This window comes from Agathobaculum hominis, from assembly GCF_014288055.1.
Classification (GTDB): domain Bacteria; phylum Bacillota; class Clostridia; order Oscillospirales; family Butyricicoccaceae; genus Agathobaculum; species Agathobaculum hominis.
In genome coordinates, this window is sequence record NZ_JACOPK010000006.1 from 130,175 (window position 1) to 156,001 (window position 25,827).

The 25,827-nt window shown below is 60.1% G+C and carries 23 protein-coding genes and 2 tRNA genes; 11 read left to right on the forward strand and 14 right to left on the reverse strand.

Translation table 11 applies throughout. From position 1 onward, the window contains the following. Positions 1-258 precede the first annotated feature (258 nt). The 3 genes from rsmI to H8S02_RS07945 all read right to left on the reverse strand — a co-directional run bounded on the left by rsmI (position 259) and on the right by H8S02_RS07945 (position 2,525). Positions 259-1,104, reverse strand: coding sequence for a 16S rRNA (cytidine(1402)-2'-O)-methyltransferase (gene rsmI / locus H8S02_RS07935; RefSeq protein ID WP_186970073.1), 846 nt, complete (start codon positions 1,102-1,104; stop codon positions 259-261). Positions 1,105-1,160: 56 nt separating this feature from the next. Continuing rightward, positions 1,161-1,868, reverse strand: coding sequence for a tRNA1(Val) (adenine(37)-N6)-methyltransferase (locus tag H8S02_RS07940; protein ID WP_186970074.1), 708 nt, complete (start codon positions 1,866-1,868; stop codon positions 1,161-1,163). A gap of 276 nt (positions 1,869-2,144) precedes the next feature. Then, positions 2,145-2,525, reverse strand: coding sequence for a metal-dependent transcriptional regulator (locus tag H8S02_RS07945; protein WP_186970075.1), 381 nt, complete (start codon positions 2,523-2,525; stop codon positions 2,145-2,147). A 212-nt stretch (positions 2,526-2,737) separates the two neighbouring features. On the opposite strand from H8S02_RS07945, the gene H8S02_RS07950 reads away from it, so the two are divergent. The 9 genes from H8S02_RS07950 (at position 2,738) to H8S02_RS07990 (ending at position 11,044) form a co-directional block, all read left to right on the forward strand. Then, the gene (locus H8S02_RS07950) at positions 2,738-3,082 is read left to right on the forward strand and encodes a TfoX/Sxy family protein (RefSeq protein ID WP_186970076.1); all 345 of its coding nucleotides are present in this window, start codon (positions 2,738-2,740) and stop codon (positions 3,080-3,082) included. Between the two features lie 78 nt (positions 3,083-3,160). Continuing rightward, positions 3,161-4,255: an agmatine deiminase gene (gene aguA / locus H8S02_RS07955; protein ID WP_186970077.1), complete on the forward strand. Its 1,095-nt coding sequence runs from the start codon at positions 3,161-3,163 to the stop codon at positions 4,253-4,255. A gap of 12 nt (positions 4,256-4,267) precedes the next feature. Next, positions 4,268-5,134, forward strand: a complete 867-nt coding sequence (gene aguB / locus H8S02_RS07960) for an N-carbamoylputrescine amidase (protein ID WP_186970078.1) — start codon at positions 4,268-4,270, stop codon at positions 5,132-5,134. Between the two features lie 661 nt (positions 5,135-5,795). After that, a complete protein-coding gene (locus tag H8S02_RS07965) occupies positions 5,796-7,025 on the forward strand; it encodes a cation:proton antiporter (RefSeq protein WP_186970128.1) in 1,230 nt (409 codons plus the stop codon). 148 nt (positions 7,026-7,173) lie between these two features. Beyond that, positions 7,174-8,010 carry a hypothetical protein gene (locus tag H8S02_RS07970; protein ID WP_186970079.1) on the forward strand — a complete coding sequence of 279 codons (837 nt, stop codon included), beginning with the start codon at positions 7,174-7,176 and terminating at the stop codon, positions 8,008-8,010. 12 nt (positions 8,011-8,022) lie between these two features. Then, on the forward strand, positions 8,023-8,376 hold the full coding sequence (locus tag H8S02_RS07975) for an arsenate reductase family protein (protein WP_186970080.1): 354 nt from the start codon (positions 8,023-8,025) through the stop codon (positions 8,374-8,376). Between the two features lie 116 nt (positions 8,377-8,492). Next, positions 8,493-8,581 (forward strand) — tRNA-Ser (locus H8S02_RS07980). Positions 8,582-8,747: 166 nt separating this feature from the next. Then, positions 8,748-8,838, forward strand: a tRNA-Ser gene (locus H8S02_RS07985). Between the two features lie 340 nt (positions 8,839-9,178). Beyond that, positions 9,179-11,044, forward strand: coding sequence for an LTA synthase family protein (locus tag H8S02_RS07990; protein ID WP_186970081.1), 1,866 nt, complete (start codon positions 9,179-9,181; stop codon positions 11,042-11,044). A 100-nt stretch (positions 11,045-11,144) separates the two neighbouring features. On the opposite strand, the gene H8S02_RS07995 is transcribed toward H8S02_RS07990, so the two are convergent. From H8S02_RS07995 to H8S02_RS08020, 6 genes are all read right to left on the reverse strand, one after another. Beyond that, complete coding sequence (locus tag H8S02_RS07995; protein ID WP_186970082.1) at positions 11,145-12,326, reverse strand: ABC transporter ATP-binding protein; 1,182 nt, start codon at positions 12,324-12,326, stop codon at positions 11,145-11,147. Between the two features lie 33 nt (positions 12,327-12,359). Beyond that, positions 12,360-13,355 (reverse strand): ComEC/Rec2 family competence protein, encoded by a 996-nt coding sequence (locus H8S02_RS08000; protein WP_186970083.1) that lies wholly within the window; start codon positions 13,353-13,355, stop codon positions 12,360-12,362. Between the two features lie 6 nt (positions 13,356-13,361). Further along, on the reverse strand, positions 13,362-14,258 hold the full coding sequence (locus tag H8S02_RS08005) for a carbohydrate ABC transporter permease (protein ID WP_207722090.1): 897 nt from the start codon (positions 14,256-14,258) through the stop codon (positions 13,362-13,364). Positions 14,259-14,391: 133 nt separating this feature from the next. Beyond that, positions 14,392-15,645: an extracellular solute-binding protein gene (locus H8S02_RS08010; protein WP_186970084.1), complete on the reverse strand. Its 1,254-nt coding sequence runs from the start codon at positions 15,643-15,645 to the stop codon at positions 14,392-14,394. 68 nt (positions 15,646-15,713) lie between these two features. Next, positions 15,714-16,553: a carbohydrate ABC transporter permease gene (locus H8S02_RS08015; protein ID WP_186970085.1), complete on the reverse strand. Its 840-nt coding sequence runs from the start codon at positions 16,551-16,553 to the stop codon at positions 15,714-15,716. Positions 16,554-16,596: 43 nt separating this feature from the next. Then, on the reverse strand, positions 16,597-17,589 hold the full coding sequence (locus H8S02_RS08020) for a LacI family DNA-binding transcriptional regulator (RefSeq protein ID WP_186970086.1): 993 nt from the start codon (positions 17,587-17,589) through the stop codon (positions 16,597-16,599). Between the two features lie 475 nt (positions 17,590-18,064). Here H8S02_RS08020 and H8S02_RS08025 point away from each other — a divergent pair, with 475 nt between their 5' ends. Continuing rightward, on the forward strand, positions 18,065-18,937 hold the full coding sequence (locus H8S02_RS08025) for a DMT family transporter (protein WP_186970087.1): 873 nt from the start codon (positions 18,065-18,067) through the stop codon (positions 18,935-18,937). Then, complete coding sequence (locus H8S02_RS08030) at positions 18,934-19,449, forward strand: M48 family metallopeptidase (protein ID WP_186970088.1); 516 nt, start codon at positions 18,934-18,936, stop codon at positions 19,447-19,449. Before H8S02_RS08025 ends, H8S02_RS08030 begins: the two co-directional genes overlap by 4 nt. Positions 19,450-19,530: 81 nt before the next feature. Here H8S02_RS08030 and brnQ read toward each other — a convergent pair whose 3' ends face one another. The 5 genes from brnQ to murC all read right to left on the reverse strand — a co-directional run bounded on the left by brnQ (position 19,531) and on the right by murC (position 25,627). Beyond that, a complete protein-coding gene (brnQ, locus tag H8S02_RS08035) occupies positions 19,531-20,811 on the reverse strand; it encodes a branched-chain amino acid transport system II carrier protein (protein ID WP_186970089.1) in 1,281 nt (426 codons plus the stop codon). 150 nt (positions 20,812-20,961) lie between these two features. Beyond that, positions 20,962-21,924 carry a carbohydrate kinase family protein gene (locus tag H8S02_RS08040; protein WP_186970090.1) on the reverse strand — a complete coding sequence of 321 codons (963 nt, stop codon included), beginning with the start codon at positions 21,922-21,924 and terminating at the stop codon, positions 20,962-20,964. Next, positions 21,921-22,796: a Cof-type HAD-IIB family hydrolase gene (locus tag H8S02_RS08045; RefSeq protein WP_186970091.1), complete on the reverse strand. Its 876-nt coding sequence runs from the start codon at positions 22,794-22,796 to the stop codon at positions 21,921-21,923. Before H8S02_RS08045 ends, H8S02_RS08040 begins: the two co-directional genes overlap by 4 nt. Next, complete coding sequence (locus H8S02_RS08050) at positions 22,780-24,186, reverse strand: glycoside hydrolase family 32 protein (RefSeq protein WP_186970092.1); 1,407 nt, start codon at positions 24,184-24,186, stop codon at positions 22,780-22,782. The genes H8S02_RS08045 and H8S02_RS08050 overlap by 17 nt, the downstream gene beginning before the upstream one ends. 70 nt (positions 24,187-24,256) lie before the next feature. Continuing rightward, positions 24,257-25,627 carry a UDP-N-acetylmuramate--L-alanine ligase gene (gene murC, locus H8S02_RS08055; RefSeq protein ID WP_186970093.1) on the reverse strand — a complete coding sequence of 457 codons (1,371 nt, stop codon included), beginning with the start codon at positions 25,625-25,627 and terminating at the stop codon, positions 24,257-24,259. Positions 25,628-25,827: the final 200 nt, after the last annotated feature.

The window sequence follows — 25,827 nt, forward strand, 5'->3', positions numbered from 1 at the left end:
AGACATTGAGAAAAAAAGGCACAGACAGTTTTGCTTGCACTCCAGCTTGTCGATAAAGTCGATTTTCATACAAAGCAGCAGTCGCGCGGCAGCGCGCATTAAAAAGCGTTTGCTGCGCAAACGCGAAAAACCGGGGACATGCGCCTCGGTTTTTTCACTTCTGGAGGGAGAAAGTTTCCGTATGGGAACTTTCGGACGACTCGTGTTCTGCGTAGTCAGAACACAGATTGTCGGCGAAACGTCAGTTTCGCGACAGTCTTATTCGTTTTCCAGCACGTAGCGGTACAGCGCATTTTTCTTCACGCCCACCTCGGCGGATACCGCCTTTACGGCGTCCTTCTGGGTCTGTCCCTGCTCGATGCGGCGGCGCACAGCCTCCGCGGCGGCGGCAAGACGCTCCTCCTCGCTCTGCTCGGTCTCCGGCTCGTCGGGCGCACCCTCCACGATGAGGACGAATTCGCCGCGCGGCGCATTTTCGTCAAAGTAGCGCATTGCCTCGCCGAGCGTCATGCGGAGCGTCTGCTCGTGCAGCTTGGTCAGCTCGCGCGAGAGCGACAGACGGCGCTCCTCGCCGAAGGCGGCGGCGAGGTCGCGCAGTGTCGCGCACAGCTTGTGCGGTGCTTCGTAGAAGATCATGGTGCGCTTTTCACCCTCGAGTGCGTCCAGATGCTCGCGCCGCGCCTTTTTATTCACGGAAAGAAAGCCCTCGAAGCACCAGCGCCCGGTCGGCAGGCCGCTTGCGGCGAGCGCGCAGACCGCAGCGCAGCAGCCGGGGACCGGGATGACCGGAATATCGTGCTCGGCGCACAGCGCGACCAGATCCTCGCCGGGGTCGGAGACGGCCGGCGTGCCGGCGTCGGTCACGAGCGCACAGGTCTCGCCGCCGAGCATCCGCTCGAGCACGACTTCACCGCGTGCGCGGCGGTTGTGTTCATAATAGGAGATCATCGGCTTGCGGGGAAGCTCACAGGCGGTCAGCAGCTTCTGCGTAACGCGCGTGTCCTCGGCGGCGATGAAGTCGACCGTGCTGAGGATTTCGCGTGCACGGGGAGAAAGATCGCCCAGATTGCCGATCGGGGTTGCGACTAAGTAGAGTGTAGACATGGTGGAATCCCTCCGGGATCGTCAGAAATGAAATGATTGCAGCGGACAGGTGTTTTTCAGTCCGAACTGCCGGTTTTGCCGTAGATTTTCAGATATTCCTCGCTCTCGACCAGCAGCGGCGGCTCTACGCTGAGGCCCTCCGCGCTGCCGCCCTTGCGGCATTCGACGAGCACGGCGCTCGGAACGGCGAGCGCGTTCTGGTGGACGAAGCGCAGGCGCTTGGGGACGAGACGGACGCGGCTGAGCGCCTCGAGCAGCACCCACAGCCGTTCGGGACGGAACACAAAGGCCGCCTTGCCGCCGGTGTGCAGGACAAAGGACGCCGCGACCGCGACCTCCTCGACCGTGCAGCAGATGTCCTGCCGGGCGGTGCGCTTTTCGGCCGAAGGGGCGGCCGCGCCGGTGGTCCGGCCGAAGTAAGGCGGATTGCAGATGACGTAATCCATGCTGCCGTGGGGCAGGAGTGTGCGCATATGGCGCAGGTCGCCGTGCAGCGCTGTGACGTTTTCGAGCCGGTTGCGCTCGATCGAGCGGCGGAACAGGTCGAGCGCGTCCTGCTGTATCTCCAGACCGGTCACGGTGAGGTCCTCGCGCCAGCAGAGCAGCGCGAGCGCGCCGGTGCCGCAGCCGAGGTCGAGGACCTTGGCACGCCTGCGTATCTTCGCGAAGGCGGAGAGCAGGACGCTGTCCTGACCGAGCTTGAAAAATCGGTCGTCCTGTAAAAGCGATAAGCCGTTCGGCAGAGTTTCGGTCGTCTGCGGCATGAAGAGCCTCCTCGGTATGTCGATAAAGTTTATTTTCACGATGTTGATGTTATCGCGCGGCAGCGCGCATTAAAAAAGCGTTTGCGTAGCAAACGTATGAAAACCGGGGACATGCGCCTCGGTTTTCATGCTTCTAGAGGGAGAAAGTTTCCGTATGGGAACTTTCGGACGACTCGTGTTCTGCAAAGTCAGAACACAGATTGTCGGAAAAACGAAGTTTTTCGACAGTCTCAAAGATAAAGGACCGGCCTTGCGGCCGGCCGTGGGTTTGCGGTGTTACTGCTTGTTTTCGATGTACTCCTTGGCGTGCGCCTTGAGCTTTTCGAAGGTCTCCGGACTGAGAACGTGCTCGATGCGGCAGGCATCCTCCGCAGCGATCTCGTGATCGACGCCGAGGGCGGTCAGAAATGCCGTCAGTACGGTGTGACGCTCGTAAATGGTCTCTGCAATCTTGAGACCCGCCTCGGTCAAACCGAGCAGACCGTTCTGGTCGATGGAAACATAACCGTTATCGCGCAGCAGGCCGACTGCTCGGCTGATGCTGGGCTTGGAGAAGCCGGTATAATGCGCTACGTCGATCGAGCGCACCTGACCGTTCTTCTGCATGAGAACAAGAATAGCTTCCAGATAGTTTTCCGCGCTTTCCTGGATCTTCAAAGTGCACGGCCCCCTTTGTTGTAGATTTTCCGCCGTGTGCGTGCGGCGGTTCGCATTCATATTATTAAACAGTATAACATGAAAACGATTTTTTTGCAACACAGCCGGAGCAGAACGATCGGAATCGAAATCGGCGGCTGTTCCGGACGGTCTTGCGGAGGAAGGAGCAGTATGATAAGATAAAGACAGAACGCAGGGAAGGGGAGAGAAGCATGGCATCGAGCAGGGAATATCTGGAGTTCATTCTGGGACAGCTTTCCGGCCTCGAGGAGATCACGCACCGCGCGATGATGGGCGAATACATCCTTTACTATCGCGGAAGGGTGATCGGCGGCATTTACGACGACCGGCTGCTCGTCAAACCGGTCCCGGCGGCGGTCAGCCGCATGCCGGAGGCTCTGCGTGAGCTGCCGTATGAGGGCGCAAGGCCGATGCTGCTCGTCGGGAACGTGGACGACAGGGAGTTTCTGACGGAGCTGATCGGCGCGATGTATGAGGAACTGCCTGCGCCAAAGCCGAAAAAGCGCAGACAGGCGTTGCAGGAACGGGAGAAATGATGTAATCTAAGGGTAGCGAAAAATCACAGGCAGCACCGCTGTGCGGTATTGCCCATGAGCGGATCGGAGTATAAAAACATGAAGATATTGCATACCACACCTTCACAGGACGGATTTTACATGCCGGCGGAGTTCGCGCCGCATGAGGGCTGTCTGATGATCTGGCCGGAGCGCGGAGACAGCTGGCAGTACGGCGCCTATGCGGCGCGCAAAGCCTTCCTGCGCGTCATCGAGACCATCTCCGAGAGCGAGAGCATGACCGTGCTGTGCTCGGAGGGACAGTACGACAACGCCCGCGCACAGCTTCCCGACCGCGTGCGGCTCGTCGTGATGGCGACGGATGACGCATGGGCGCGCGACGTCGGGCCGACCTTCGTCGTAAACAGCCGCGGCGAGCGCCGCGGCATCGACTGGGGCTTCAACGCATGGGGCGGCAACGTGGACGGCCTGTATCCCTCGTGGGAGAACGACAACCGCGTGGCGCGCAAGTTCTGCGACCTGCTTGGGGACGACGTTTACGACAAGCGCGATTTTATCTGCGAGGGCGGCTCAATCCATACGGACGGCGAGGGGACGGCGCTCGTTACCGAGGCGTGCCTGCTGAGCGCCGGCCGCAACCCCGACCTGACGAAGGCGGAGATCGAGCGGGTGCTGTGCGATTATCTCGGCGTCAGCAAGGTGATCTGGCTGCCGCGCGGCATTTACAACGACGAGACCAACGAACACGTGGACAATGTCTGTGCGTTTACCGCGCCGGGTGAGGTCGTGCTCGCGTGGACGGACGACGAGGACGACCCGCAGTACGCGCTGTCGGCAGCGAGCCTTGCCGTGCTCGAGACCGAGCTTGACGCGAAGGGCCGCCGCATCAAGGTGCACAGACTGCCGCTGCCGAAGCCGGTCACGATCACCGCAGAGGAATGCGAAGGACTTGACCTGTGTGAGGGCGAGCCGACGCGCACGCCGGGTGAGCGCCTTGCCGCAAGCTACGTCAACTTCTACATCGCGAACCACGCGGTCGTGATGCCGGCGTTCGGCGATCCGGCCGACGAGCGGGCGCAGGAGATCCTTCGGAAGCTGTTCCCGACGCGCGAGATCGTCGCCATCCCGGCGCGCGATATTCTCATCGGCGGCGGCAATATTCACTGCATCACGCAGCAGATCCCGAAAAAGTAAGGAGCAGATAACATGAGTAAAGTAACCGTTGCAGCGGTGCAGATGACCTACGGTCTGGAAAACGCGATGGAAAAGGTGCGCGAGGCGGCGTCGCAGGGCGCACAGATCATCCTTCTGCCCGAACTGTTCGAAAACTGGTATTTCTGTCAGGAAAAAAGCTATGAAAACTATCATCTCGCGACAACGCTGGAGGAAAATCCGGCGGTGCGCGAGCTTCGCAAGATCGCGCATGATTTTCGCGTGGTCCTGCCGGTCAGCTATTATGAGCGCGTCGGCAACACCACGTTCAACACGGTCGCGGTGATCGACGCGGACGGCTCTATTCTCGGTCAGTACCGCAAGACGCACATCCCGGACGACCATTTCTATCAGGAAAAATTCTATTTCACCCCGGGCGACACCGGCTTCAAGGTCTGGGACACCGCCTACGCGAAGATCGGCGTCGGCATCTGCTGGGATCAGTGGTTCCCGGAGTCCGCGCGCTGCATGGCGCTGATGGGCGCGGAGATCCTGTTCTATCCGACCGCCATCGGCTCGGAGCCCATCCTCGACTGCGACTCCATGCCGCACTGGCGCCGCTGCATGCAGGGTCATGCCGCTGCGAATATCATGCCGCTCATCGCGGCCAACCGCATCGGCACCGAGACCGTTCAGCCGAGCGAGGATAATCAGCAGCAGTCCTCTTCGCTGACCTTCTACGGCTCGTCGTTCATCGCGGACGAGACCGGCGCACTCGTCGAGCAGGCCGACCGCGAAAACGAGGGCGTGCTGACGCACACCTTCGACCTCGACGCGATCCGCGAGATGCGCCATTCGTGGGGTGTATTCCGCGACCGCCGTCCGGAAATGTACGGCGCGCTGAAGTCGTTCGGCCGGTAAGAGACTGTCGAAAAACTATCGTTTTTCCGACAATCTGTGTTCTGACTGTGCAGAACACGAGTCGTCCGAAAGTTCCCGTGCGGAAACTTTCTCTCTCTTAAGGTATCAAAACCGAGGCACACGCCCCCGGTTTCGATGAAATCGCTGTGCGATTTCTATTGCATTCGCGCAGCTGCTTCGGTATAGAATTGACGTTATCGACAGATTTCTGCCCCCGTCCGAGACCCGGACGGGGGCAGCTTTCTATTGCGCTGGGGGAATGCGGTATTTTTAGAAGCGTTTTTTTCTGTTGATGCGGCAGAGGTGTTTTTTGAGCTCTTAACGGCGTGTTCAGATGGAAAACGGCGAAATAATGTGCATGACGAAAAAACGCACAGTTTGAGCGGGTTTGGTTTTGTTTTTTTCGTACAAAACAACGGACGAATTTCAGCTATTTTAACGTGCTGTTTTGCAAAAAAGATGTATAATTATATAGGTAATCGGGAGATACCGACAGCGACCGGAGACCGCCGTCCGCGTACCATCCCCGAAGCACGGCCGAGAGGAACAGCAGACCGTGCGCACGATCGGCCGGCTGAGAGGAACTGTGACAGCCGCGCCGATAAATATAAGAGAAACGGGGGTTCACCGCCGCCGCTTCTCAGGCAGAAAGGTGGAAAAAATAATGTCTTACGATTATCTTCTGACGATAGCGATCATCCTGCTGTCGACGAAAGTTTTCGGTCTGACGAGCGAACGAGTTCACATGCCGCAGGTCGTCGGCGCACTGATCGCCGGTGTTCTGGTTGGCCCGAGTGTGCTCAACTGGGTGGGCGAGACTGACTTCCTGGTCAAGGCAGCTGAGCTCGGCGTTATCATTCTGATGTTCAATGCGGGCATGGATACCGATCTGGAGGAGCTGAAAAAGACCGGCTTCGCCTCGTTCATCATTGCAATGATCGGCGTCATCGTACCGCTTCTCGGCGGCATGGGATGCTATCTTGTGTTCGACAACAACCCGGGCGATAAGATGAACATGATCAAGGCGGCGTTCATCGGCGTCGTTCTGACCGCAACCTCGGTTTCGATCACGGTCGAGACGCTGCGCGAGATGGGCAAGCTGAAAAGCCGGGTCGGCACAGCGATACTGGGCGCGGCCGTTATCGACGATATTCTGGGCATCATCGTCCTGACCATTCTGAGCGCGCTGACCGATCCTTCGGTACGCCCGCTGTTCGTTCTGACCCGCATTGTAGCGTTCTTCGTATTCGTTGCGGTCGTCGGCCTGATCATGTACAAGGCATTCCTCAAGATGGAGCAGAAATGGCACAAGCACCGCCGCATCGCGATTTATGCGGTTGCGTTCGCACTGCTGATGAGCTACGTTGCAGAGCGCTTCTTCGGCATTGCCGACATCACCGGCGCATATTTCGCCGGCATCGTCCTCTGCTCGCTGGCTGATGTGCGCGACTATGTCGCAAGCAAGACCAACGTGCTCGGCTATATGCTGTTCTCTCCGCTGTTCTTCGCGTCCATCGGCATCAAGACCAATCTGGAGGGCCTGACCGTCCAGATGTTCGGCTTTGCGGTCGTGCTGACCATTATCGCGATCCTGACCAAGATCATCGGCTGCGGCCTCGGCGCAAAGCTGATGGGCTTCCAGGCCTATGATGCGTTCTCCATCGGTCTGGGCATGGTATCGCGCGGCGAGGTCGCGCTGATCGTTGCGCAGAAGGGCGAGCAGGCCGGCCTGATCGATCCGCATATGTTCCCGCCGATCGTTCTGGTCGTTATCGTCACCACGCTCGTCACGCCGATCCTGCTCAAGTTCGGCATGAAGAAGCAAACGCCGGCAAACACCGAGTTTTCCGCTCAGGAAGCCGCAAATATGCCCAAGAACAGCCGTTTCTAAAGACTTCCGCGAAATGTTATCTCAAAGGACCGCACACTGTGCGGTCCTTTTGCTTGCCGACGGCCGGAGAATGTGCTATACTGAACACGGTATCGCCTGCTGCACGCGGCAGCAGGAAAACGAGCTTTTTTACTGGAGGAACGACCAAATGAATAAAACGAAGCTTCTGCCGCTGGCAGCGGCGGCGCTCGCAATTCCCGGCATCGGCCTGCGCGCGCTGCATCTGCTGAACGGCTTTGACGTTGACAGCGGTCTGCCGACGGCAGGCAGTCCGTGGGTATGGGTCTGCGCTGTGTTCTTCGTGCTGTGCGCCGTGCTGTACGGCGTACTTGCCGCACCGCTGCGCGAGAAGGAAAGCGTGCCGTTTGAAAAGCTGCTCGGCACGGATCACGCGCTGTTCCGCATGACAGCCGTCATCGCCGGGCTGCTGCTCATCGCCGGCAGCGCAGGCTATCTCTGCTTCACCTTTACCGCGCAGGAGGAAGGCGCGGCGCTGTGGTCGCATGTGCTCGAGATCGTCTACTCGATCACGGGAATCGGCAGCGGCGTGTGCATGATCGCCTTCACCAAGGCGCAGGGCGCGTCCTACATGACGTCGGATGCGGCGAAATGCGTGCTGCTGCCGCTGTTCTGGAGCGCGCTGCACCTGCTCGTCAACTACCGCATGACCTGCACCGACCCGCGCCTGCAGCTGTTTGCGTTCGGCCTGCTCGCGGACGTCATGCTCGTGCTCGCGTTCTACCAGATCGCGCGTCTGCTCTACGGCCGTCCGCAGCCGATGCTGCTCGCGTTGTTCGGTGCGCTCGCGGCAGTCATGTCGTTCTCCGACCTCGGCGGCTACGGCCTCGCTCGTCTGATGGGCGTGACCTCGGTCGCGTGGCCGGGCAAGATGCTGCTGCGCAGCGGCCTGTCGGCAGCGGCCTGCATCTATGTGCTCGCGCAGCTTTTCGTGCTGTGCTCGAGAAACGCAGATCACGCGGAATGAGGAGGAGACCATATGCTTTTTGTATGCTACCCCAAATGCTCGACCTGCGCAAAGGCAAGAAAATGGCTGGAAGAGCAGGAAATCTCCTTTGAGGAGCGCGACATCAAAACGGACAACCCGACCGAGGCGGAGCTGCGCGACTGGCACCGCCGCAGCGGTCTGCCGCTCAAGCGGTTTTTCAATACGAGCGGCCTTCAGTACAAGGCGCTCGGTCTCAAGGAGCGTCTGCCCGAAATGAGCGAGGACGAGCAGTACGCGCTGCTCGCGACCGACGGCATGCTCGTCAAGCGTCCGCTGCTCATCGGGGAGGACTTCGCGCTTCCCGGCTTCAGGGAAAAGGAATGGCGGGAAAAGCTGAACGGATAAGCACCGTTTTGCCCGGAGCAGAAGCTCCGGGCAGTTTCTTTTCAGATATTCGCAAAAAAGAGTTGACATAAGACGTCTGATGCTGTATAATAAATCTTGCTTATCGGGCAAGACACGGAACGGTATCGAAGCGGTCATAACGAGGCGGTCTTGAAAACCGTTTGTCCGAAAGGGCGCGTGGGTTCGAATCCCACCCGTTCCGCCATTTATGGAACCGGGTGAGTCTGGGATTCGAAAGGCGGCTCTTGGCAGCATGCCGGCGGCATGTTGCAACTGCCGTGGATTTTCCGCAGAAAATGAATCCCACCCGTTCCGCCATTTACTTTGGCTGAGACGGGAAGAGAGACCACGAAAACTGCATAACTTGACATGGAGACGTACCCAAGCTGGTGAAGGGGCTCCCCTGCTAAGGGAGTAGGTCGAGAAATCGGCGCGAGAGTTCAAATCTCTCCGTCTCCGCCATATAAATCCTCGTGATCGTAAGGTCACGGGGATTTGTTGCGTTTGAGGAAAAATCCTGCGCAAAAAATCGTCAGTTAGACGAAAAAATCATTTGAATTCGTGCAAACTGCGAAAAAATCCCGGCGCGGAAGCGCCGCTTTTTGCCGCATTTCCGAGGCGAAATGTCGGAAATGTACGGAAAGTCCTGTCCGAACGGGAGAAAGCTGCATTCCGGTTTGTCACTTTTTACAGGTTCATTTTTACATAAACTTGACATTTCTCTGATTTTCGTGTATAATTTCGCACTTGTGGAAGATAGAATTTACGACTTGACATACTGTGAAAAATCGGGGAGAAATGTATGAAAAAACTCATTTTATCCTTAGCACGCCGGGTGAAAAACCTTGCGGCGCAGGGGAGGACGGCATGGAAGCAGGCGAGCCGCTGCCGCAGGGAGCGGATTCTTGTGCTGCTGATCTCGCCGCTCACCGCGTTCTGGCTGATGCAGTTCTTTTTCGGCGCGATGCCGTGGGAGATCAATCCCGGCGCGGCGCTTGCGAACTGGATCTGTCTCGGCGCGGTCTACTGGCTCGCGTGCGGCCTGTTCGGCCATGTCGCGCGGTTCAGCGTGCTGCTGCATCTGCTGGCAGGCGCGTGGGGTACGGCAAATTATTTTGTCTCGAACTTCCGCGGCACGCCCATCCTGCCGTGGGACTTCTCCGCGCTGGGCACTGCCGCAGCTGTCGCGGACAGCTATCAGTTTGCGGTGACCTGGGAGATGGTCGTGGGCGTCATCCTGCTCGTGGTGCTCGCGTGGAGCCTGCGCCATCAGTACAGTGAGGACCGCTTCCGCGTCGCACCCGGCGGCTTCCGCCGCCGCATGATGATGGTGCTCGCCGGTGCGATCTGCCTCATTCCGGTGCTGCATCCGCAGCTGCTCGGCCTGTTCGGCGTCAAGACCGACGTCTGGGACCAAACGAGCGTATACCGCTCGAGCGGCGCGGTCGCGGAGTTTCTGCGCAATACCGAGTTCATGGAGGTCGAGCAGCCGGAGGATACGGCGCCGGAGACCGTCTCGGCTATCGTGAGCGGAGCGAAAGCCGATCCGCTGCCCGCGGTTTCGGCGCAGCACCCGAACATCCTCGCCATTATGAACGAATCCTGGGCAGATTTCGAGGATTTCGGCAACATAACGCTGAGCGAGAGCACGATGGATTACATCAAAAGTCTGGATAACGCGGTCGTCGGTCATGCTTATACCTCTGTGTTCGGCGCAGGCACGAGCACGAGTGAGTTTGAGTTTCTGACGGGCGATTCGATGGCCTTCCTGCCGTCGGGCAGCATCCCGTATCAGCAGTACATCCTCGGCGCGTCCGACTCGCTCGCGACGCTTTTGAAGGGATACGGCTACGAAGCGCGCGCCTTCCATCCGGGCGAAAAGACCTCGTGGCAGCGCAATATAGCATATCCGCGCCTTGGCTTTGACTCGTTCAAGTGCGGCGACGATATGGATGTTCCGCAGACCGACGAGCACGGCTACGTCAGCGATGACTCGGATTTCAGGCAGGTCATCTGGGAGTTCGAGCACAAGCAGGAGGGCACGCCGCTTTTCCTGTTCAACGTCACCATCCAGAACCACGGCGCGTATACGGTCGAGGATTATCCGGCCGAAGTGACCGTCGAGGATGCGCCGGGCGCGTATCCCAAGGCGGAGCAGTATCTGACGCTTGCGAACAAGACCGACGAGGCGTTCCGTCAGCTCGTCGAGTATTTCGAGCAGCAGACCGAGCCGACCATCATCGTCATGTTCGGCGACCATCAGCCGTCGGTCGAACAGGAATTTCTCGACATGGCCTACGGCGTCTCGGAGGACGGCATGACCATGGAGCAGTACATGGATAAGTTCAAGGTGCCGTTCGTCATCTGGGCGAACTATCCGCTGACCGGCGAAAAGCCGGGCATCACGAGCCTGAACTTCCTCGCGCAGTACGTTCTGCGCGACGCAGGCATTCAGACGAGCGCGTTCGGCTCCTATCTCTGGAATTTGACGAAGACCATTCCGGCGATGACGTTTGCCGGCTATTTCGACAGCGAGGGCAACGCATACAGCCACCTTGAGACGACCGAAATGACCGACCTCATCAGACAGTATCAGACCGTACAGTATAACGAGCTGTTCGGCGGCACAGACAGGCAGAGCAGCCTGTTTGCGGCGCCGGTCTCATAAAGAAGAACCCCGCTGCGGTGCACAAAACCGCAGCGGGGTCTTTGCCTTTTCCGGCCCGGACTGAGACCGGAAAACGAAAAAGGGAGGTATTAGGTTAGGGTCAGGCTTCGAGATTGAGACCGGTCTCGCGGTCGAACAGGTGAGCGGTGGCGCCGCTGAAGGTGAATGAAACCTCCGAGCCGATGGCGTAGTTGTTCGCGTTTTCAAGCTCTGCGGTCGGCACGATGATGATGGTATCCGTGCCGCAGGCGGAGATGTGGAGATGGACCGCGCTGCCCATCATTTCGCTGACGTTCACCGTGCCGCAGACCATCGCGTTCGGGTCACCGGTGAGCAGCAGGTGCTCGGGACGCACGCCGAGGGTGACAGAGCCAGGCCTTACGCCGTTCTTCTTGAGCTTTGTCTGCTTCTCATCCGATAGGAAAACCTTTGCCCTGTCGAGGACGACGGCGTACCTTCCGTCCTCCTGTACGAGCTCGGCGTTATAGAAGTTCATCTGCGGCATTCCGATGAAGCCGGCAACGAACAGGTTCGCCGGGTGGTTAAAGACCTCCTGCGGCGTGCCGATCTGCTGGATGAGACCGTCCTTCATGATGACGATGCGGTCGCCGAGGGTCATTGCCTCGGTCTGGTCGTGGGTGACGTAGATAAAGGTGGTGTCGATGCGCTGGCGCAGCTGAAGGAGCTCGGCACGCATCTGGTTGCGGAGCTTGGCGTCCAGATTGGACAGCGGCTCGTCCATGAGCAGGACCTTGGGTTCGCGCACGATCGCGCGGCCGATGGCGACGCGCTGACGCTGGCCGCCGGAGAGCGCCTTCGGCTTGCGGTCGAGGTACTCGGTGATGCCGAGGATGTTCGCGGCCTGCGCGACGCGCTGCGCGATCTCCTCCTTGGGAACCTTGCGCAGCTTGAGCGGAAACGCCATGTTCTCCGCGACTGTCATATGCGGATAGAGCGCGTAGTTCTGGAATACCATCGCGATGTCGCGGTCCTTCGGCGCAACGTCGTTGACGAGCGTGCCGTCGATGTACAGCTCGCCGCCCGAGATCTCCTCGAGACCTGCGACCATGCGCAGGGTGGTGGACTTGCCGCAGCCGGACGGGCCGACGAGAACGATAAACTCCTTGTCCTTGATGGAAAGATTGAAGTCATGCACGGCGAGTACGCCTTCGTCGGTCACGGTGAGGTTGCTCCTGCGCTCCTCCGCGCCCTTTTTCTTCTTCTTTTTGCCATCCTGATGCGGATAGACCTTTTTGATGTTTTTAAGGATTACTTCAGCCATGTCTTGCTCCTTCTCTTGTACATCGGCGGACGCTCAGGGAAGATAACGGGCGCTTGCCGCGCCGTCCGCACAGATGGTGAATTCGAGTGCCCGGTGGGGCGGAATGGACTGACCGTCCACGGGGGGACAGTCGGAAAAGTAAAGTTCGGCGCCGCTGTCCTTCAGCAGGCGCATGGTGTCGGGGTGAGCACTGTTGTAGCGGCGGTCGCTCGATGCACAGCAGACGGAAAACCGCGGTCGGACTGCATTTACAAGCGCCGCGTCCGCGCCGTCAAGCTGACCGTGATGGCCGACCTTGAAGATGTCGGCGGCGAGCTTTTCGGGCGGTATGCCGCCGTAGCCGGCGCGGTTGGTGTCGCCGGGCAGCAGAATGCGGTTTTTGCCGAACGTCAGCCGCAGGATCAAGCTGAAATTATTCATCGAGGCGTCGAGCGCGTCCAGCTTTTCGCGGAATTCCGGCACGCCCTGCGGCGTGCGGTAAAGCTCCTGCATGGACGCAGTGAGCGCGTCGGCGTGTGCCCCCGACGGGGCGAGCACCTCGGCGGTGAGGCCGGGCGCGAGCGTCAGCGTATCACCCGCAACGCTCTGCTCGATGCAGCCGCCGTGCTGCTCGACAAGGGCGCACAGCTTCCGATAGTCATCGAGCGCCGCGAGAAAATTGCGCTCGGACAGATTGCGCGCGGAGGCGTCGCCGAGCGGATGAAGCGAGCGGTAAAAGCCGGGCGGCAGGGTCTGCCGCAGCACAGAGGGAGGATGATCGCGGCACACGCGGAGCAGACCGCAGAGATGATCCTCGTGGATATGTGTGCTGACCGCGAGGTCGAGCCGCGGAAGCGGGGCGAGATACTCCTCTGCGCGGATGCGGCCGCTCGTGCGGTCGGCGAACTCGCTGTCCGCTGCGCTGCCGCCGTCGATGAGCGCATAGAAGCGTCCGTCCGGCCGGGCCGCGTCCGGGGCGTCGATGAGTATCGCTTCCCCGTAGCCCACGTTGATGAAGGTGAGCCGTAATTCGGTAGTATCCTGTTTCATAGGCAGTCAGGAGATCGCGCGTTTGATGTAAACGCTGGAAAGGATGAGGACCAGTATGGTCATGACGATGGCGCCGGCGCTGCCGAAGCCGAAGTCGAGCGATTTGATGCCGTAGTTGTAGAGGTACTGCGTGATGGTGGAGGTGCTGTTGGCGGGGCCGCCGCCGGTCAGCAGGTTTACCTTGTCGAACAGACGGAAGCTGTCGATGGTGCGCAGCAGAGCGCAGAGCGCAAGACTGTTCTTGATGTTGGGGATGGTGACGTAGAACAGGATCTTCAGTGAGTTCGCGCCGTCGATGCGCGCGGCCTCATACTGACCCTGGGGAACGCTCTGGAGCGCTGCGTACAGCAGCAGGAACACGAACGGTGCGCTCTGCCATACGTCGATGAGGACGAGCATGCCGAACGCCGTGCGAATATCGGAAAACCAGTTGAAGACCGGCAGGTGGAGCGCCTGCAGGACCTGATTGACGATGCCGTAGTTGGGGGAGAGCATCATGCGCCAGCTCAGCGCTACCGTAACGGTCGGCAGCAGATAAGGCAGCAGCAGCAGGGTACGCATGGTTTTCTGACCCTTGTGCAGGCTGTTGACGAACAGTGCCATTGCAAAGCCGATGAGCATCTCAAAAATAACTGCAAAGATGGTGAACTTGACGGTGTTCCAGATGGACTGCTGGAAATAGGGGTCCTTGAGCAGCTTGACATAGTTCTGGAAGACGGTGATCTTGGCCGGCGAGCGCAGATTGCGCAGCAGGTTGTAGTTGGTGAAGCTGTAGAAGAAGGTAAAGATGAGCGGATAGGCCGTCATGATCAGCAGGATGACGACGGTCGGGGAAAGCATGCCGACACCGAAGCGTTTGGTCTGGCCTTCGGCGGTATTGAGTTTGGTGTGGGTTCGTTTCATAATTCTGGCCTCGCAATTCCGGGAGGTTGAGGAAAAAGTCAGCCGGGTGCAGCGGTCTGTGAGCCGCACCCGGCTGCTCTTCATCCGTTAGTCGAGGCGATACGCCTCATAGAAAGGGAGGGGAGATGGGGCATCAGCCTGCCATCAGCGTCTCCAGCTGAGACTGTGCGTCAGCAAGTCCCTGGTCAACGGTCTTGACGCCGTTGATGATATTGTCCATTTCGGTGCCGAGGATGGTGTAGAACTGGGTCCATTCTGCGATGACCGGACGGTAAACGCCGCCTTCAAGCGCCTTGCATACGACTTCGTACTGCGGATAGGTCTTGAGGATCTCGGGGTCCTGCAGGCTGGAGTAACGGCACGGAACGCCGCCCTTGTCTACGGTAGACTTCTGAACGTCCTTGTCCATCAGGTAGGTCAGCAGCTCGGCTGCGAGCTCCTGATTCTGGCTGTTGGCCGGGATGCCGATGGTCCAGATGCCGTAAACGTTCGCGTTGTGGGTCTCGCCGCCCTTGGATACTGCGCCGGAGAGGGCGATGTAGTCCGCGGCGGAATCAGCAGTCGGGGTGTACCAGCCCGGCCAGCCGATGCCCATGGTGCCGGCGCCGGTGTCGACCGATGCGATGAGGTCATCCTTGACCTGTGCTTCGCCGGTAGCGATGAGCTTGAGGTAGAAGTTCATGGCGTCCTTGAATTCCTGGGTGTTGACGGTCGGCTTGTTGCTGTCGTCGATGACCCAGCCGCCGTAGCTCAGCAGGATCGGCAGGAAGTCGACTACCGTGTTGTTCTGGCTGTCGCCGCGGTAGATGAAGCCCTTCTTGCCGTCGGCCTTTGCCTTTTCGCAGACGGCGAGCACGTCGTCGAGCGACTCGATGGTGTCTGCGGTGTAGCCTGCGGCCTTAACGTTCTCCTTGTTGAGCATGAGGACGGTAACGTTGCCGTAGTAGGGAGCGAGGTAAACGTCGTCGCCGACATAGCAGATCGAGGTGGTCGCCGGGATGATGTCGTCGTCGAGCTCATAGCCGAGGTCGGACAGGTTGGCGAGCACGCCGTTTTCGGTGAACTCAGCCATCCACGAGCCGTCTACCATGCACAGGTCGTAGGAACCCTTCTGGTTGATGGCGTCGAGGGCGATGCCGGAATACAGGTCGGACTCGGAAAGCTCCTGTACTTCGCACTTTACGTTGTGCTCCTCCTCGAACTTGGGGAGGCACTCCTTGATGACGTCTGCATATGCGCCTGCGCGCAGGATGAGGTTGAGCGTGGTGGGCGAGCCGTCGGACGAGCCGCTGCCCTGTGTGTCGGTCGAGCCGCCGCCGGAGCCGCATGCGGTCATGCTCAGTGCCATTGTAGCTGCGAGTGCGCCTGCCAGTAATCTTCGTTTCATGATTTTTCCTCCAATCATAACTCTCTGGAACTCTCTCTGTGGATCGGTGCGGCAAAGCCGCGGTATTGTTATTCTTTGACAGCGCCGCTTGACAGTCCGGAGATCAAGTAGTTCTGCGCAAAGATGACAAACAGGGTGATCGGGATGACCGAGATGACGCCGCCTGCCGCGACGAGACCGAAGTTCGTGAGGTTGTCCTCGGTGTTGAGCAGGGCGAGCGCGAGGGGAACGGTGTTGTTGGCCGGGATGCGGGTAAAGATAACGGTGTAGGTGTATTCGTTCCAGGCATACATGAAGCTGAGCATGGAGACCGCCGCGATGCCGGGCGCCACGAGCGGGAGCACGATCTTGCAGAACAGCTGCCACTCGGTCGCGCCGTCGACCTTCGCGCTCTCCTCGATCTCCTCAGGCAGATCCTGGAAGAAGCTGATGAGGAACCAGATGATGAGCGGTACGTTGATGAGCACGCAGGCGAGCATGACGGGCAGCTTGGTGTTCAGGACACCCAGACGGTTGAACATGATGTAGAGCGGAATGGTGAAGGCTACCGGGGGAAGCACGCGGACGAGCAGGACCCAGTAGGTCATCGGCTTTTTCAGGCCGAAGCGGAAGCGGCGTCGCGCGATGACGTAGGCCGCGCAGATACCGGCGAGAAGCGAGATGATGAGCGAGCCGAACGTGGTCTGAAGGCTGTTCATGATCGCCTGACCGAAGTTTTCCGAGGTGAACAGCTGCGCAAAGTGCATGCCGGTGAGCGACTGCGGGATAAGAGCGATATGGCCTCTCATCTCGTCGGTCGGACGGATCGCCATGGCGAGCAGCCAGTAGATCGGGAACAGCGAGATCATAAGCAGAACTGCACATCCGACCGCCTTCGCAGCCGTTCCGATCCTCTTTTTACGTTTCACATGATCTCCTCCTTTATCGAGCAGGAAAGCGTCTCCTGCATCATTACAATCTTATGGACGAAGCGCGCGTGCGCAGCGAGACGGGAACGACCGTCAGCCGGGGCACTTCGGTGTCGCCGCTCAGCAGGGCGGTGAGCTGTTCGAGACAGATCTCGCCCATCCTCCGGCAGTCCACGTGCACCGAGGAAAGCTCGGGCGTGAGCAGCGTGCAGGAGGAGGAATCGTCGAATCCGACGACAGCGACATCATCGGGGACGCGGAGTCCGAGCCGGGTCGCGGCCTTGATGACGCCGGCGGCGAGCACATCGTTGAACGCGAATACCGCGGTCGGGCGTTCGGGGCGGCGGAGCAGCTCGACAGATGCCTGCGTCGCACTCTCGACGTCGCGGCCGCACATCACGATGCCCGAATCGTCGACCGAGATGCCGTGCTCCTGCATGGCGGTGAGGAAGGCGTTGTAGCGGACGCTCGTGATGTAAGAGGAAAACCGTCCGGCAAGGAGCGCGATGCGCCGATGGCCGTAGGCGGTGAGGTGGTCGATGACCTGCCGTGCGCCGTTCTGCTCGTCCGCGACCACGCTCGGCAGCTCGAAGCCGCTCGCGCGGTGATTGACGAGCACGACCGCGACGCCCTGCCGCTGAAAGCTCGAAATGAGGGACGGCTCGGCGTCGCCTGCGAGGATGACGCCCTCGATCTGCTTGCTCTGCCCGGTTCGCTGCCAGTCGGCGGCGGTCGAGATGAGCAGCTGGTAGGAGGTGCTGTTCGCGCGCCGCATCACGCCTTCGCAGATGCTCGCATAGAACTCGTCGAGGATGGTCGCGTCCTTTTTGCAGATGAGGAACGCGATCTTGTCGGTCTGCTGCCGCGCCATGGCCCGCGCGATCGCGCTGGGCTGATAGCCGAGCGCCTCGGCGGCGGCGAGGACCTTGCGGCGTGTTTCCTCGCGGACACGGTCGGGCGCGGTGAAGGCACGGGAAACGGTCGCGGTGGAAACGCCGGAGAGACGGGAAACATCGTATATCGTTGGGGTATCCATAATTCGCCTCCCTTGCAATTCTATGCAAACGCTTACATTGTTTTCACAAATTCCAGCCGGAAAATATTCGGATTTTTCATTTCCTCTGGCTTGACTTCAGCATAGCATCTTGTCGCACGATTTGCAAGAGGAAAACGACAATTTTTACACACACCGCCGTTTTATTACCGGTGTTTTGTGCAGTATTAACAAAGAATTAATGCAAATCAAGTTCGCGTAAAGCGGGCGGGAGGACATGGATTCCGCAATTTATTGCGGAAAACCAAATGTAAGCGCTTTCACAAAAGGAGGTAAAAACAGGAAAAATGAAGGTGAAAAATGCGTTCCCGCGCACGCAGCACGGTGCAGCATTCCGCCGCCGGCAAGCGCCGAGGAGAATGCCTTTACTCAGCGGGCTGAGCGTGATACAATAAAAAAGAACAAAAGAAAATGCTGCGGTGCACTGCCGCAGCAGAAAAAAGGGGAGGAGAAAGCTATGCTTTCCAACAAGAGCAAGGCCATCGGCTATATCATGCTCTCGGCGTTCGGCTTCGCGCTCATGACGGCGTTCGTGCGCCTCGCGGGCGATCTGCCGTTCACACAGAAATCGCTGTTCCGCAATCTGGTCGCGGTCGCGGTCGCGGTGATCGTGCTCAGGCGCGAAAAATGCGGCTTCAAGTGGGAGAAGGGCAACCTTCCTCTGCTCATCCTGCGCTCGACCTGCGGCACGCTCGGCATCTTCTGCAACTATTACGCCATCGACCATCTGGTCCTCGCGGATGCGAACATCCTCAACAAGATGTCGCCGTTCTTCGCCATCCTGTTCTCGCTCGTGCTGCTCAAGGAGCGCGCGAACGTCTGGCAGTATCTTTCCGTTCTCGCGGCGTTCGGCGGCGCGATGCTCATCATCAAGCCGGGCTTTTCGGCGGATACCTTCCCGGCGGTCATCGGCCTGCTCGGCGGCATGAGCGCGGGCGCGGCCTATACGTTCGTCCGTGCGCTCAGCAAGAGAAACGAAAAAAGTGCGCGTATCGTGTTCTTTTTCTCGGCTTTCTCCATTCTGACGTCGCTTCCGTTCGTCATTGCGGACTTCCACCCGATGACGTTCGCCCAGTTCATGTGCCTGATGGGCGCGGGCGCGGCGGCCACCCTCGGCCAGTTCGGCGTGACGCTCGCCTACCAGCACGCTCCGGCGAAGGAAATCTCCGTATTCGATTATACGCAGGTGCTTTTCTCCGCACTACTCGGATTTTTCCTGTTCGGCCAGATCCCCGACCGCCTGAGCCTTCTGGGCTATCTGGTCATCTGCGGCGTTTCGGTTGCGATGTTCTGCTATAACCGCCGTCTGGACGCAAAGGAGCAGGCATGACGGAGTATGAACTCGTCCGCTCGCGGCGGAAAACGCTGAGCGTGCAGGTGACGCGCGAATGCCGCGTCATCGTCCGTGCGCCGCTGCGCCTTGCAAAGCGTGAGATCGACCGCTTTGTGTCCGAGCACGCGGACTGGATCGCGCGTGCGCTCGCGCATCAGCGCACGCTTGCCGAGGCGCATCCCGAGCCGGATGAAGCGCAGGCGCGTGCACTGGCGGAGCGTGCGGTGCGCGAAATACCGCCGAAGGTGCGGCACTACGCCGCGATCATGGGGCTGCGCCCGACCGGCATCCGCATCACCTCTGCGCGGACGCGGTTCGGCTCGTGCAGCGGGAAAAACAGTCTGTGCTTTTCCTGGCGGCTGATGGAGTACCCCGAGGAGGCGGTCGATTACGTCGTCGTGCATGAGCTGGCGCACATCGTTCATAAAAACCACGGACCGGATTTCTGGGCGCTCGTCGGGCAGTACATGCCGGATTACAAGCGCCGCCGCGCACTCCTGAGAAAATAGGCTGCGCCGAAAACGCCGCAGTTTTTGACAGCAGAAAAAGACCTTCCGAAGCGGTTCACAAACCGTAACGGAAGGTCTTTTTTATGCTTTTTCTGCTGGGGGGAGCACAAGTCCGAGCACCAGACCGGCGGCGGCAGGCAGCAGCCACCCGAAGCCGAGAGAGGAGAACGGGAGCGCGTTCGCGAGCGAGGAAAGCGGGCCGAGCGGCAGGGCGGCGCACACGCTCTGCACCGCGGTGCAGGCGATCGTGAGCGGCCAGACCGCGCACTTTTTCGCGGCGAAGGGGGCGAACGAGAGCGCGATGAGCACGATGGCGATCGGATAAACGGCGTTCAGAACCGGCGTGGACAGGCGGATGATGCCGGCAAGGCCGAGATTGGAGATGAGCATGCTCGTCACGGCGAAAAAGGCGGCAACGGCAGGATAGGGGAGATGCAGCAGCTCGTGAAAATACTGGCCGACGGACGAGATCAGGCCGACGCAGGTGTTGAAGCAGGCGATCACGAAGATCGCTGCGAGCAGCATCTGACCGCCCCGGCCGAACAGACCGAGCGCGAGGCTGGTCAGCGTGTCCGCGCCGGTCGCGCCGCCGGGAAAGGCCGCGCCGGACAGCGCGCCCGCATGGGTGAGCATGGAATAAACGGCGAGCAGCAGCGCACCGGCGATCAGACCGGCGGAGATCGTGCCGCGTCGGACCTCGCTTTCCTCATCAATGCCGCGCGTGCGGATGTTGAGGGCGATGACTGCGCCGAAGTTGAGCGCGGCGAGTGTGTCCATCGTCTGATAGCCGTTCAGAATGCCGCTCAGCGCGGGCAGGGACTGATATTCGGCCGCCGGGGAGGCGTAATGCGGCGCGACCGGATGCACGAGACAGGCGCCGAACAGCACGAGGATGAGAACGATGAGCGTCGGGCAGAGCACGCGCCCGAGACGGTCGGTCAGCTTTTCGGGATGGAGAGCGACTGCGAACGCCGCGGCGAAGAAAACCGCCGAATAGAGCAGCTGATGACTGCCCTCGCTGCCGATGAGCGGCGCGAGCATCTGAAACGAGGTGCTCGCCGTGCGCGGGATCGCGAGGCAGGGGCCGATGGACAGGTAGATCAGCATCGTGAACACGAGCGCGAAGCGCGGATGCACCCGCGAGGCGAGTGTGCCCAGACTTCCGGCGCGCGCGACCGCGATGACGCCGGCAATCGGCAGGCCGATCGCGCTGACCGCGAAGCCGGCGAGAGCCGCCCAGGCATTCTGTCCGGCCTCAGCGCCTAAAAACGGCGGGAATATCAGGTTTCCGGCCCCGAAAAACATGGAAAACAGGGTGAAGCCTACGAGAAGCAGGCCTTTGCCGCGAAGTTTATTTGACATGGCGATCCTTTCCTGCGGCAGCGAAACAGGTGATGCTGCCGGTAAAATGTTCATACAGTATACCCGATGCGGGCGAAAAAGTAAAGGAAAAACGCAAAAATGTATAAAATTACATCCCGTTCAGCGAAAATGCAGAACGGGATGCGGCGTTCAGCCGGGACAGGCCGCGCGCAGGTCCGCCTGCGTCGGCATGACAGCGCCCCTGTGCTGAACGGTGAAGGAGGCGCAGCGTGCGGAAAAGCGCAGATATTCTGCGAGCGTCTGCTCGGAAAGCGAGGCAAGCTCGTCTGCGGAAACGCCGTCGCGCGTCAGCTGATAGAGGAACGAGCCGATGAACGAGTCGCCGGCGCCGGTCGTGTCCGTGACGGGCACGGAGATCGTCGCGGTCTCCGCATGGCAGGACGGCGTATACGCCGCCGAGCCATTCGCGCCGCGTGTCACGACCACCATGCGGACGCCGAGGGCGAACAGCTTTTCCACTGCCGCCCGTTCGTCGGCGCAGCCGGTGACGAATTCGATCTCGTCATCGCTCAGCTTGACCAGATCCGCACAGGGCAGGAACTGCCGTATTGCCGCCTGACAGTCCGCCGGACTGCTCCAGAGCGGCAGGCGGACGTTCGGGTCGAAGGAGATGAAGGCTCCGGCCTGCTTTGCAAGCTCGATGGCGCGCCGGTGTGCGCCGCGCACCGGATAATCGACCAGATCGACCGAGCAGAAGTGCAGGACCGCGCAGCTTTCGAACATTTCGGGCGTGATCTGTTTTTCGTCAAGGAACAGGTCGGCCGAGGGATTGCGGTAGAAGGAGAACTCACGGTTGCCCGCCGCGTCGAGCGAGACGAAGGCGAGCGCCGTATTGGCGCGATTCGTGCGGAAAACCGAGGAAATGTCCACATTTGCCGCACGCAGAACCTTGAGGATGTGCGTGCCGAAGGCATCCTCGCCGACCTGCGAGATCATTTTCGCCTCGCCGCCGAGCCGCGCGACTGCCGTCGCAACATTGGCGGGCGCGCCGCCTGCCACACGCTCGAACTGCTGCACCTCGTCGAGCGCGCAGCCCTTCTGCTGCGGCACGAAGTCGATGAGCAGCTCACCGATCGCAACTGCTTTTTTCATAGCTTTTCCTCCAGAATATAGCGCTCGATCGCCTGCGCGACGCCGTTTTCCGTGTTGCTGCCGGTCACGGCATCCGCTGTCAGACGAACGTTTTTTCTGCTGTTTGCCATCGCGATGCCCAGTCCGGCCGCGCGCAGCATGGTCAGATCGTTGTCGCTGTCGCCGATCGCGGCCAGATTTTCCATCGTGCAGCCGAGCTCCTTTGCGAGCCAGCGCAGTCCCTGCCCCTTGTTCACGCCGCGGCGGTTGATCTCGATATTGTGCAGCTCGCCGCCGAACATCACGGACGGCGCGATTTCAAAGCTGCCCATGTGCTTCAGGCGGCTGACCAGCAGATCGGAAATATCGTGCGAGGGATAGAGTACGGCCTTTGTGAACGGAAGCGTCTCGCTTTCGAGCGCCTTCAGCCATTTTTCATGGCTGTCCAGATAAAAATAGCCCTCGTCCGCCTCGTTCATGACGATCTGTCCGCCCTGCTCCAGATGACGCAGGAGCGCGCGGAATGCGCCGCCGTAGTACAGCGACTGCGTGGTATACAGGCAGGGGTCGGTCTCAAATTCCTCGCAGAGCGCGAGAATTTCCTCGCAGTGCGTCAGGCTCAGACTGCTGAAAAACTGCGGCTCTGCATCCTGCGGCCGCTGTACGGCCGCACCGCTCGAGGTGACGAGCCAGTCGGGCGGCGCGAGCAGCTGGTCGCTGAACGCACGCACCTCGCGCACATTTCTGCCTGTGCAGAGTACGATTTGAACGCCGCGCTCCTGGGCGCGGCGCACTGCCTGTGCATCTCGGGGTGAGACCTGGTTTTTCTCGTTCAGCAGCGTGCCGTCGAGGTCGAGAGCCAGGATCTTGTACTGATTACCGGGAAATGCCATCCATGATCTCCATTCTGTTTATACTCCAGAGCTGTGCCGTACCGCCGTCCAGAACGACGCCGCGCGCGGCCGGGTCGGGATAATAGCGCGTCGTGAGCACAGTCTCGCCGTGATTGATAAAGATTTCGAGCGACGAGGCATCCGCGAGGATGCGCATGGTCTGCGCCTGCGTCCGGGCATAGCGTACCGTGCGGCCTGCGCCGCTCACGGCGCCGAGCGACAGGATGACCTCGTCATCGCTCCATTCTACCACAGCGGCTCCGCGTATGACAAGCCTTCCGGGGCAAAAAATTCGCAGTTCCATGTCGAAAATATGCGCGTTTTCAGGAGAAACCGGCTTTTCGCGCAGCTGCTCCAGCTCCTTCACAGGATAGCGGTGCAGTCTGCCGCCGCGCTGCGTCAGCTCGCACGGCACGGTCAGGCAGTGCTGCCAGCCGCACGCGACGGTCGCGGGATTGCCGCAGGGCGCGTCCGGCATGCCCATCCAGCCGAACTGGATGCGCCGCGCGCCGTCGAGAAAGCTCTGCGGCGCGTAGAAGTCGAAGCCGCAGTCAAGCTCGATGAACGCGCTGAGCGTGCACGCGCTGCGGAAATCGCCCGAAAGCGGGAAAAATCCGCAGGAATAGGTGTTCTGAAAGCGCTTTTTCTCGTGCGGCACGCCCTGCGGCGAGCAGCAGAGGAACCACTGCCCGTCGAGCTCGAACAGGTCGGGGCATTCCCACATATAGCCGAACGGCGCGGGCGTCCGGATGGTGTTGATGTGCGTCCAGCGGCGTTTGTCCGTGCTTTCAAATACCAGAACCTCGCCCCGGTCGTCCAGCGTCCGCGCCCCCTGCACCATGTAGTATCTTCCGTCCTGCGCCCAGACTTTAGGGTCGCGGACATGGCAGGACAGCCCGGCAGGATAGTCGCGGTTTTCCATCAGCAGCTCGTTTGTCTCGGCGGTCAGTCCGTCGCGGCAGACCGCGAGCGCGGTGTTGTGGCCGCGGCCGGAGGTGATGTAGTCGTGCGCTCCGGCGGACAGCACGTTGCCCGTGTAGTAGAGGTACATCACGCCGTCCTCGACGAGCGCCGAGCCGGAAAACACGCCGTGCAGGTCCCATGTATCGGACGGAAAGAGCAGAACCGGGCACTTTTCCCAGCGCAGAAGGTCGCGGCTGCGGTAATGCCCCCAGTGCTTGACGCCGCCCTCGGGGTCGAAGGGGCCGTACTGATAGAACACGTGATAACATTCGCCGCAGCGGCACAGGCCGTTCGGGTCGTTCATCCAGCCGACCGGCGGGGCAAGGTGAAAATACGGCCGGTACGGGTCGGCGGCGGCAAGCGGCGCGTCCTCGCGCTCGATGCGCGCAACGAGACGGGAAAGATCGCTCTGCAGGTCGTTCGGCATGGGAAAAGCCTCCTTTGAGATGAAAAAAGCGGCTCTGCGTGCGTGAAAACAGACAGAGCCGCCGAAGGATTTACTTGATGAGCATCGGGCCGACCGTGTTGATGTTGCCGGCGCCCATGGTGAGGACGAGGTCGTTCGGGCCTGCGTTTTTGCGCAGGTAATCCGCGATCTCATCGAAGGTATCGAACGAGACAGCGCCCGGGACCTCCTTTGCGATGTCGGAGGAGTAGATGCCGATGGTGTTCTGCTCGCGCGCAGCATAGATGGGCGCGAGAATGGCCTGATCGCACTGCTTCAGAGCGTCGACGAACTCGGGAAACAGCGCCTTGGTGCGCGTATAGGTGTGCGGCTGGAACGCGCACAGGATGCGGTCGAAGTGCATCTCCTTCGCGGTGGAGAGGGTCGCCTTCATCTCGCTCGGATGGTGCGCGTAGTCGTCAACGACCGTCGCGCCGTTCGGCATCCTGCCGACGAGCTGGAAGCGGCGGGAGGAGCCGGTGAACTTGTTCAGACCCTTTTCCGCGGCCTCGCTCGAAACGCCGAGGAATTCCGCTGCCGCGCAGCAGGCGAGGGCGTTGAGCATGTTGTGGCGGCCGGGCACCGAGAGCGCGACCTTTGCGTATTCCCTGCCGTCGATGTTGACGGTAAAGCGGTAGTAGCCGTTCTCGTCGCGGACCTCGGTCGGGTAAACGTCTGCATCGGGCGTTGTGCCGAAGGTGCGGATGCGGCGGTCGATGTGCGCGACGGCGCGCATCGCGTTCGGGTCGTCATGGTTGACAACGACAAGACCGTTCATCGGGGTCAGCTCTGCGAACTCGTGGAACGAGTGGATGATGTCGTTGATGTCCTTGAAAAAGTCGAGATGATCCTCTTCGACGTTCAGGATGACCGAAACGGTCGGCGCGAAGCGCAGGAAGGAATTGGTGTACTCGCAGCTCTCCGCAACAAAGCAGCCCTTGCCGCCGATGCGGAGCGTGCCGCCGATGGCGGGCAGGTTGCTGCCGACCATGACCGTCGGGTCCATCTGCGCCTCGATGGTCATCATGGTCATCATCGAGGTCGAGGTGGTCTTGCCGTGGGTGCCGGAGAGGCAGACGACATTATCGTAGTCGCGCATGATGTGGCCCCAGGCCTCTGCGCGCTCCATGACCGGGATGCCGAGCTCGTGTGCGCGGACGATCTCGGGGTTTTCGTCGTGAACGGCGGCGGTGCGCACGATCAGGGACGCGCCCTCGACGTTCTCCGGCTTGTGCTCATAGGTGATCGAGGCGCCGAGCGCCTCGAGACGCGCGGTGACGTCGGTGCGCAGGCGGTCGGAGCCGGAGACCGGCACACCCTTGCTCAGCAGAAGCTCTGCGAGCGAGTTCATGGATACGCCGCCGATGCCGATGAGGTGAATTCTTTCCTTATTTTCAATATAGGGCTTGATAGACAGGGCCATTTCCCTAAGCCTCCTGTTTGTTCTGGTTTTTTTCAGCGAAAGCTGTGCTTCTTTTTATTATAGTACAGTTTCCGATAAAATAAAATAGGGAAACGAACAAAAAATGAACGAATGCACGAAAAAAGAAAAACGGCAGGAAATGACGGCTTGATGAAGTGTGCAAAGTCTGGCGAAAATGTTCGGTATTTCCATATTGTTAC

Coding starts and splice junctions, on each gene's coding strand:
- H8S02_RS08050 (WP_186970092.1), bottom strand. CDS start 24,186: ATGCCGAACGACCTGCAGAGCGATCTTTCCCGTCTCGTTGCGCGCATC.
- H8S02_RS08005 (WP_207722090.1), bottom strand. CDS start 14,258: ATGAAACGAACCCACACCAAACTCAATACCGCCGAAGGCCAGACCAAA.
- H8S02_RS08025 (WP_186970087.1), top strand. CDS start 18,065: ATGCTTTCCAACAAGAGCAAGGCCATCGGCTATATCATGCTCTCGGCG.
- brnQ (WP_186970089.1), bottom strand. CDS start 20,811: ATGTCAAATAAACTTCGCGGCAAAGGCCTGCTTCTCGTAGGCTTCACC.
- H8S02_RS08030 (WP_186970088.1), top strand. CDS start 18,934: ATGACGGAGTATGAACTCGTCCGCTCGCGGCGGAAAACGCTGAGCGTG.
- H8S02_RS07970 (WP_186970079.1), top strand. CDS start 7,174: ATGAATAAAACGAAGCTTCTGCCGCTGGCAGCGGCGGCGCTCGCAATT.
- H8S02_RS08020 (WP_186970086.1), bottom strand. CDS start 17,589: ATGGATACCCCAACGATATACGATGTTTCCCGTCTCTCCGGCGTTTCC.
- aguA (WP_186970077.1), top strand. CDS start 3,161: ATGAAGATATTGCATACCACACCTTCACAGGACGGATTTTACATGCCG.
- H8S02_RS07990 (WP_186970081.1), top strand. CDS start 9,179: ATGAAAAAACTCATTTTATCCTTAGCACGCCGGGTGAAAAACCTTGCG.
- H8S02_RS08010 (WP_186970084.1), bottom strand. CDS start 15,645: ATGAAACGAAGATTACTGGCAGGCGCACTCGCAGCTACAATGGCACTG.
- rsmI (WP_186970073.1), bottom strand. CDS start 1,104: ATGTCTACACTCTACTTAGTCGCAACCCCGATCGGCAATCTGGGCGAT.
- H8S02_RS07940 (WP_186970074.1), bottom strand. CDS start 1,868: ATGCCGCAGACGACCGAAACTCTGCCGAACGGCTTATCGCTTTTACAG.
- H8S02_RS07975 (WP_186970080.1), top strand. CDS start 8,023: ATGCTTTTTGTATGCTACCCCAAATGCTCGACCTGCGCAAAGGCAAGA.
- H8S02_RS08040 (WP_186970090.1), bottom strand. CDS start 21,924: ATGAAAAAAGCAGTTGCGATCGGTGAGCTGCTCATCGACTTCGTGCCG.
- aguB (WP_186970078.1), top strand. CDS start 4,268: ATGAGTAAAGTAACCGTTGCAGCGGTGCAGATGACCTACGGTCTGGAA.
- H8S02_RS07950 (WP_186970076.1), top strand. CDS start 2,738: ATGGCATCGAGCAGGGAATATCTGGAGTTCATTCTGGGACAGCTTTCC.
- H8S02_RS07995 (WP_186970082.1), bottom strand. CDS start 12,326: ATGGCTGAAGTAATCCTTAAAAACATCAAAAAGGTCTATCCGCATCAG.
- H8S02_RS08000 (WP_186970083.1), bottom strand. CDS start 13,355: ATGAAACAGGATACTACCGAATTACGGCTCACCTTCATCAACGTGGGC.
- H8S02_RS08045 (WP_186970091.1), bottom strand. CDS start 22,796: ATGGCATTTCCCGGTAATCAGTACAAGATCCTGGCTCTCGACCTCGAC.
- murC (WP_186970093.1), bottom strand. CDS start 25,627: ATGGCCCTGTCTATCAAGCCCTATATTGAAAATAAGGAAAGAATTCAC.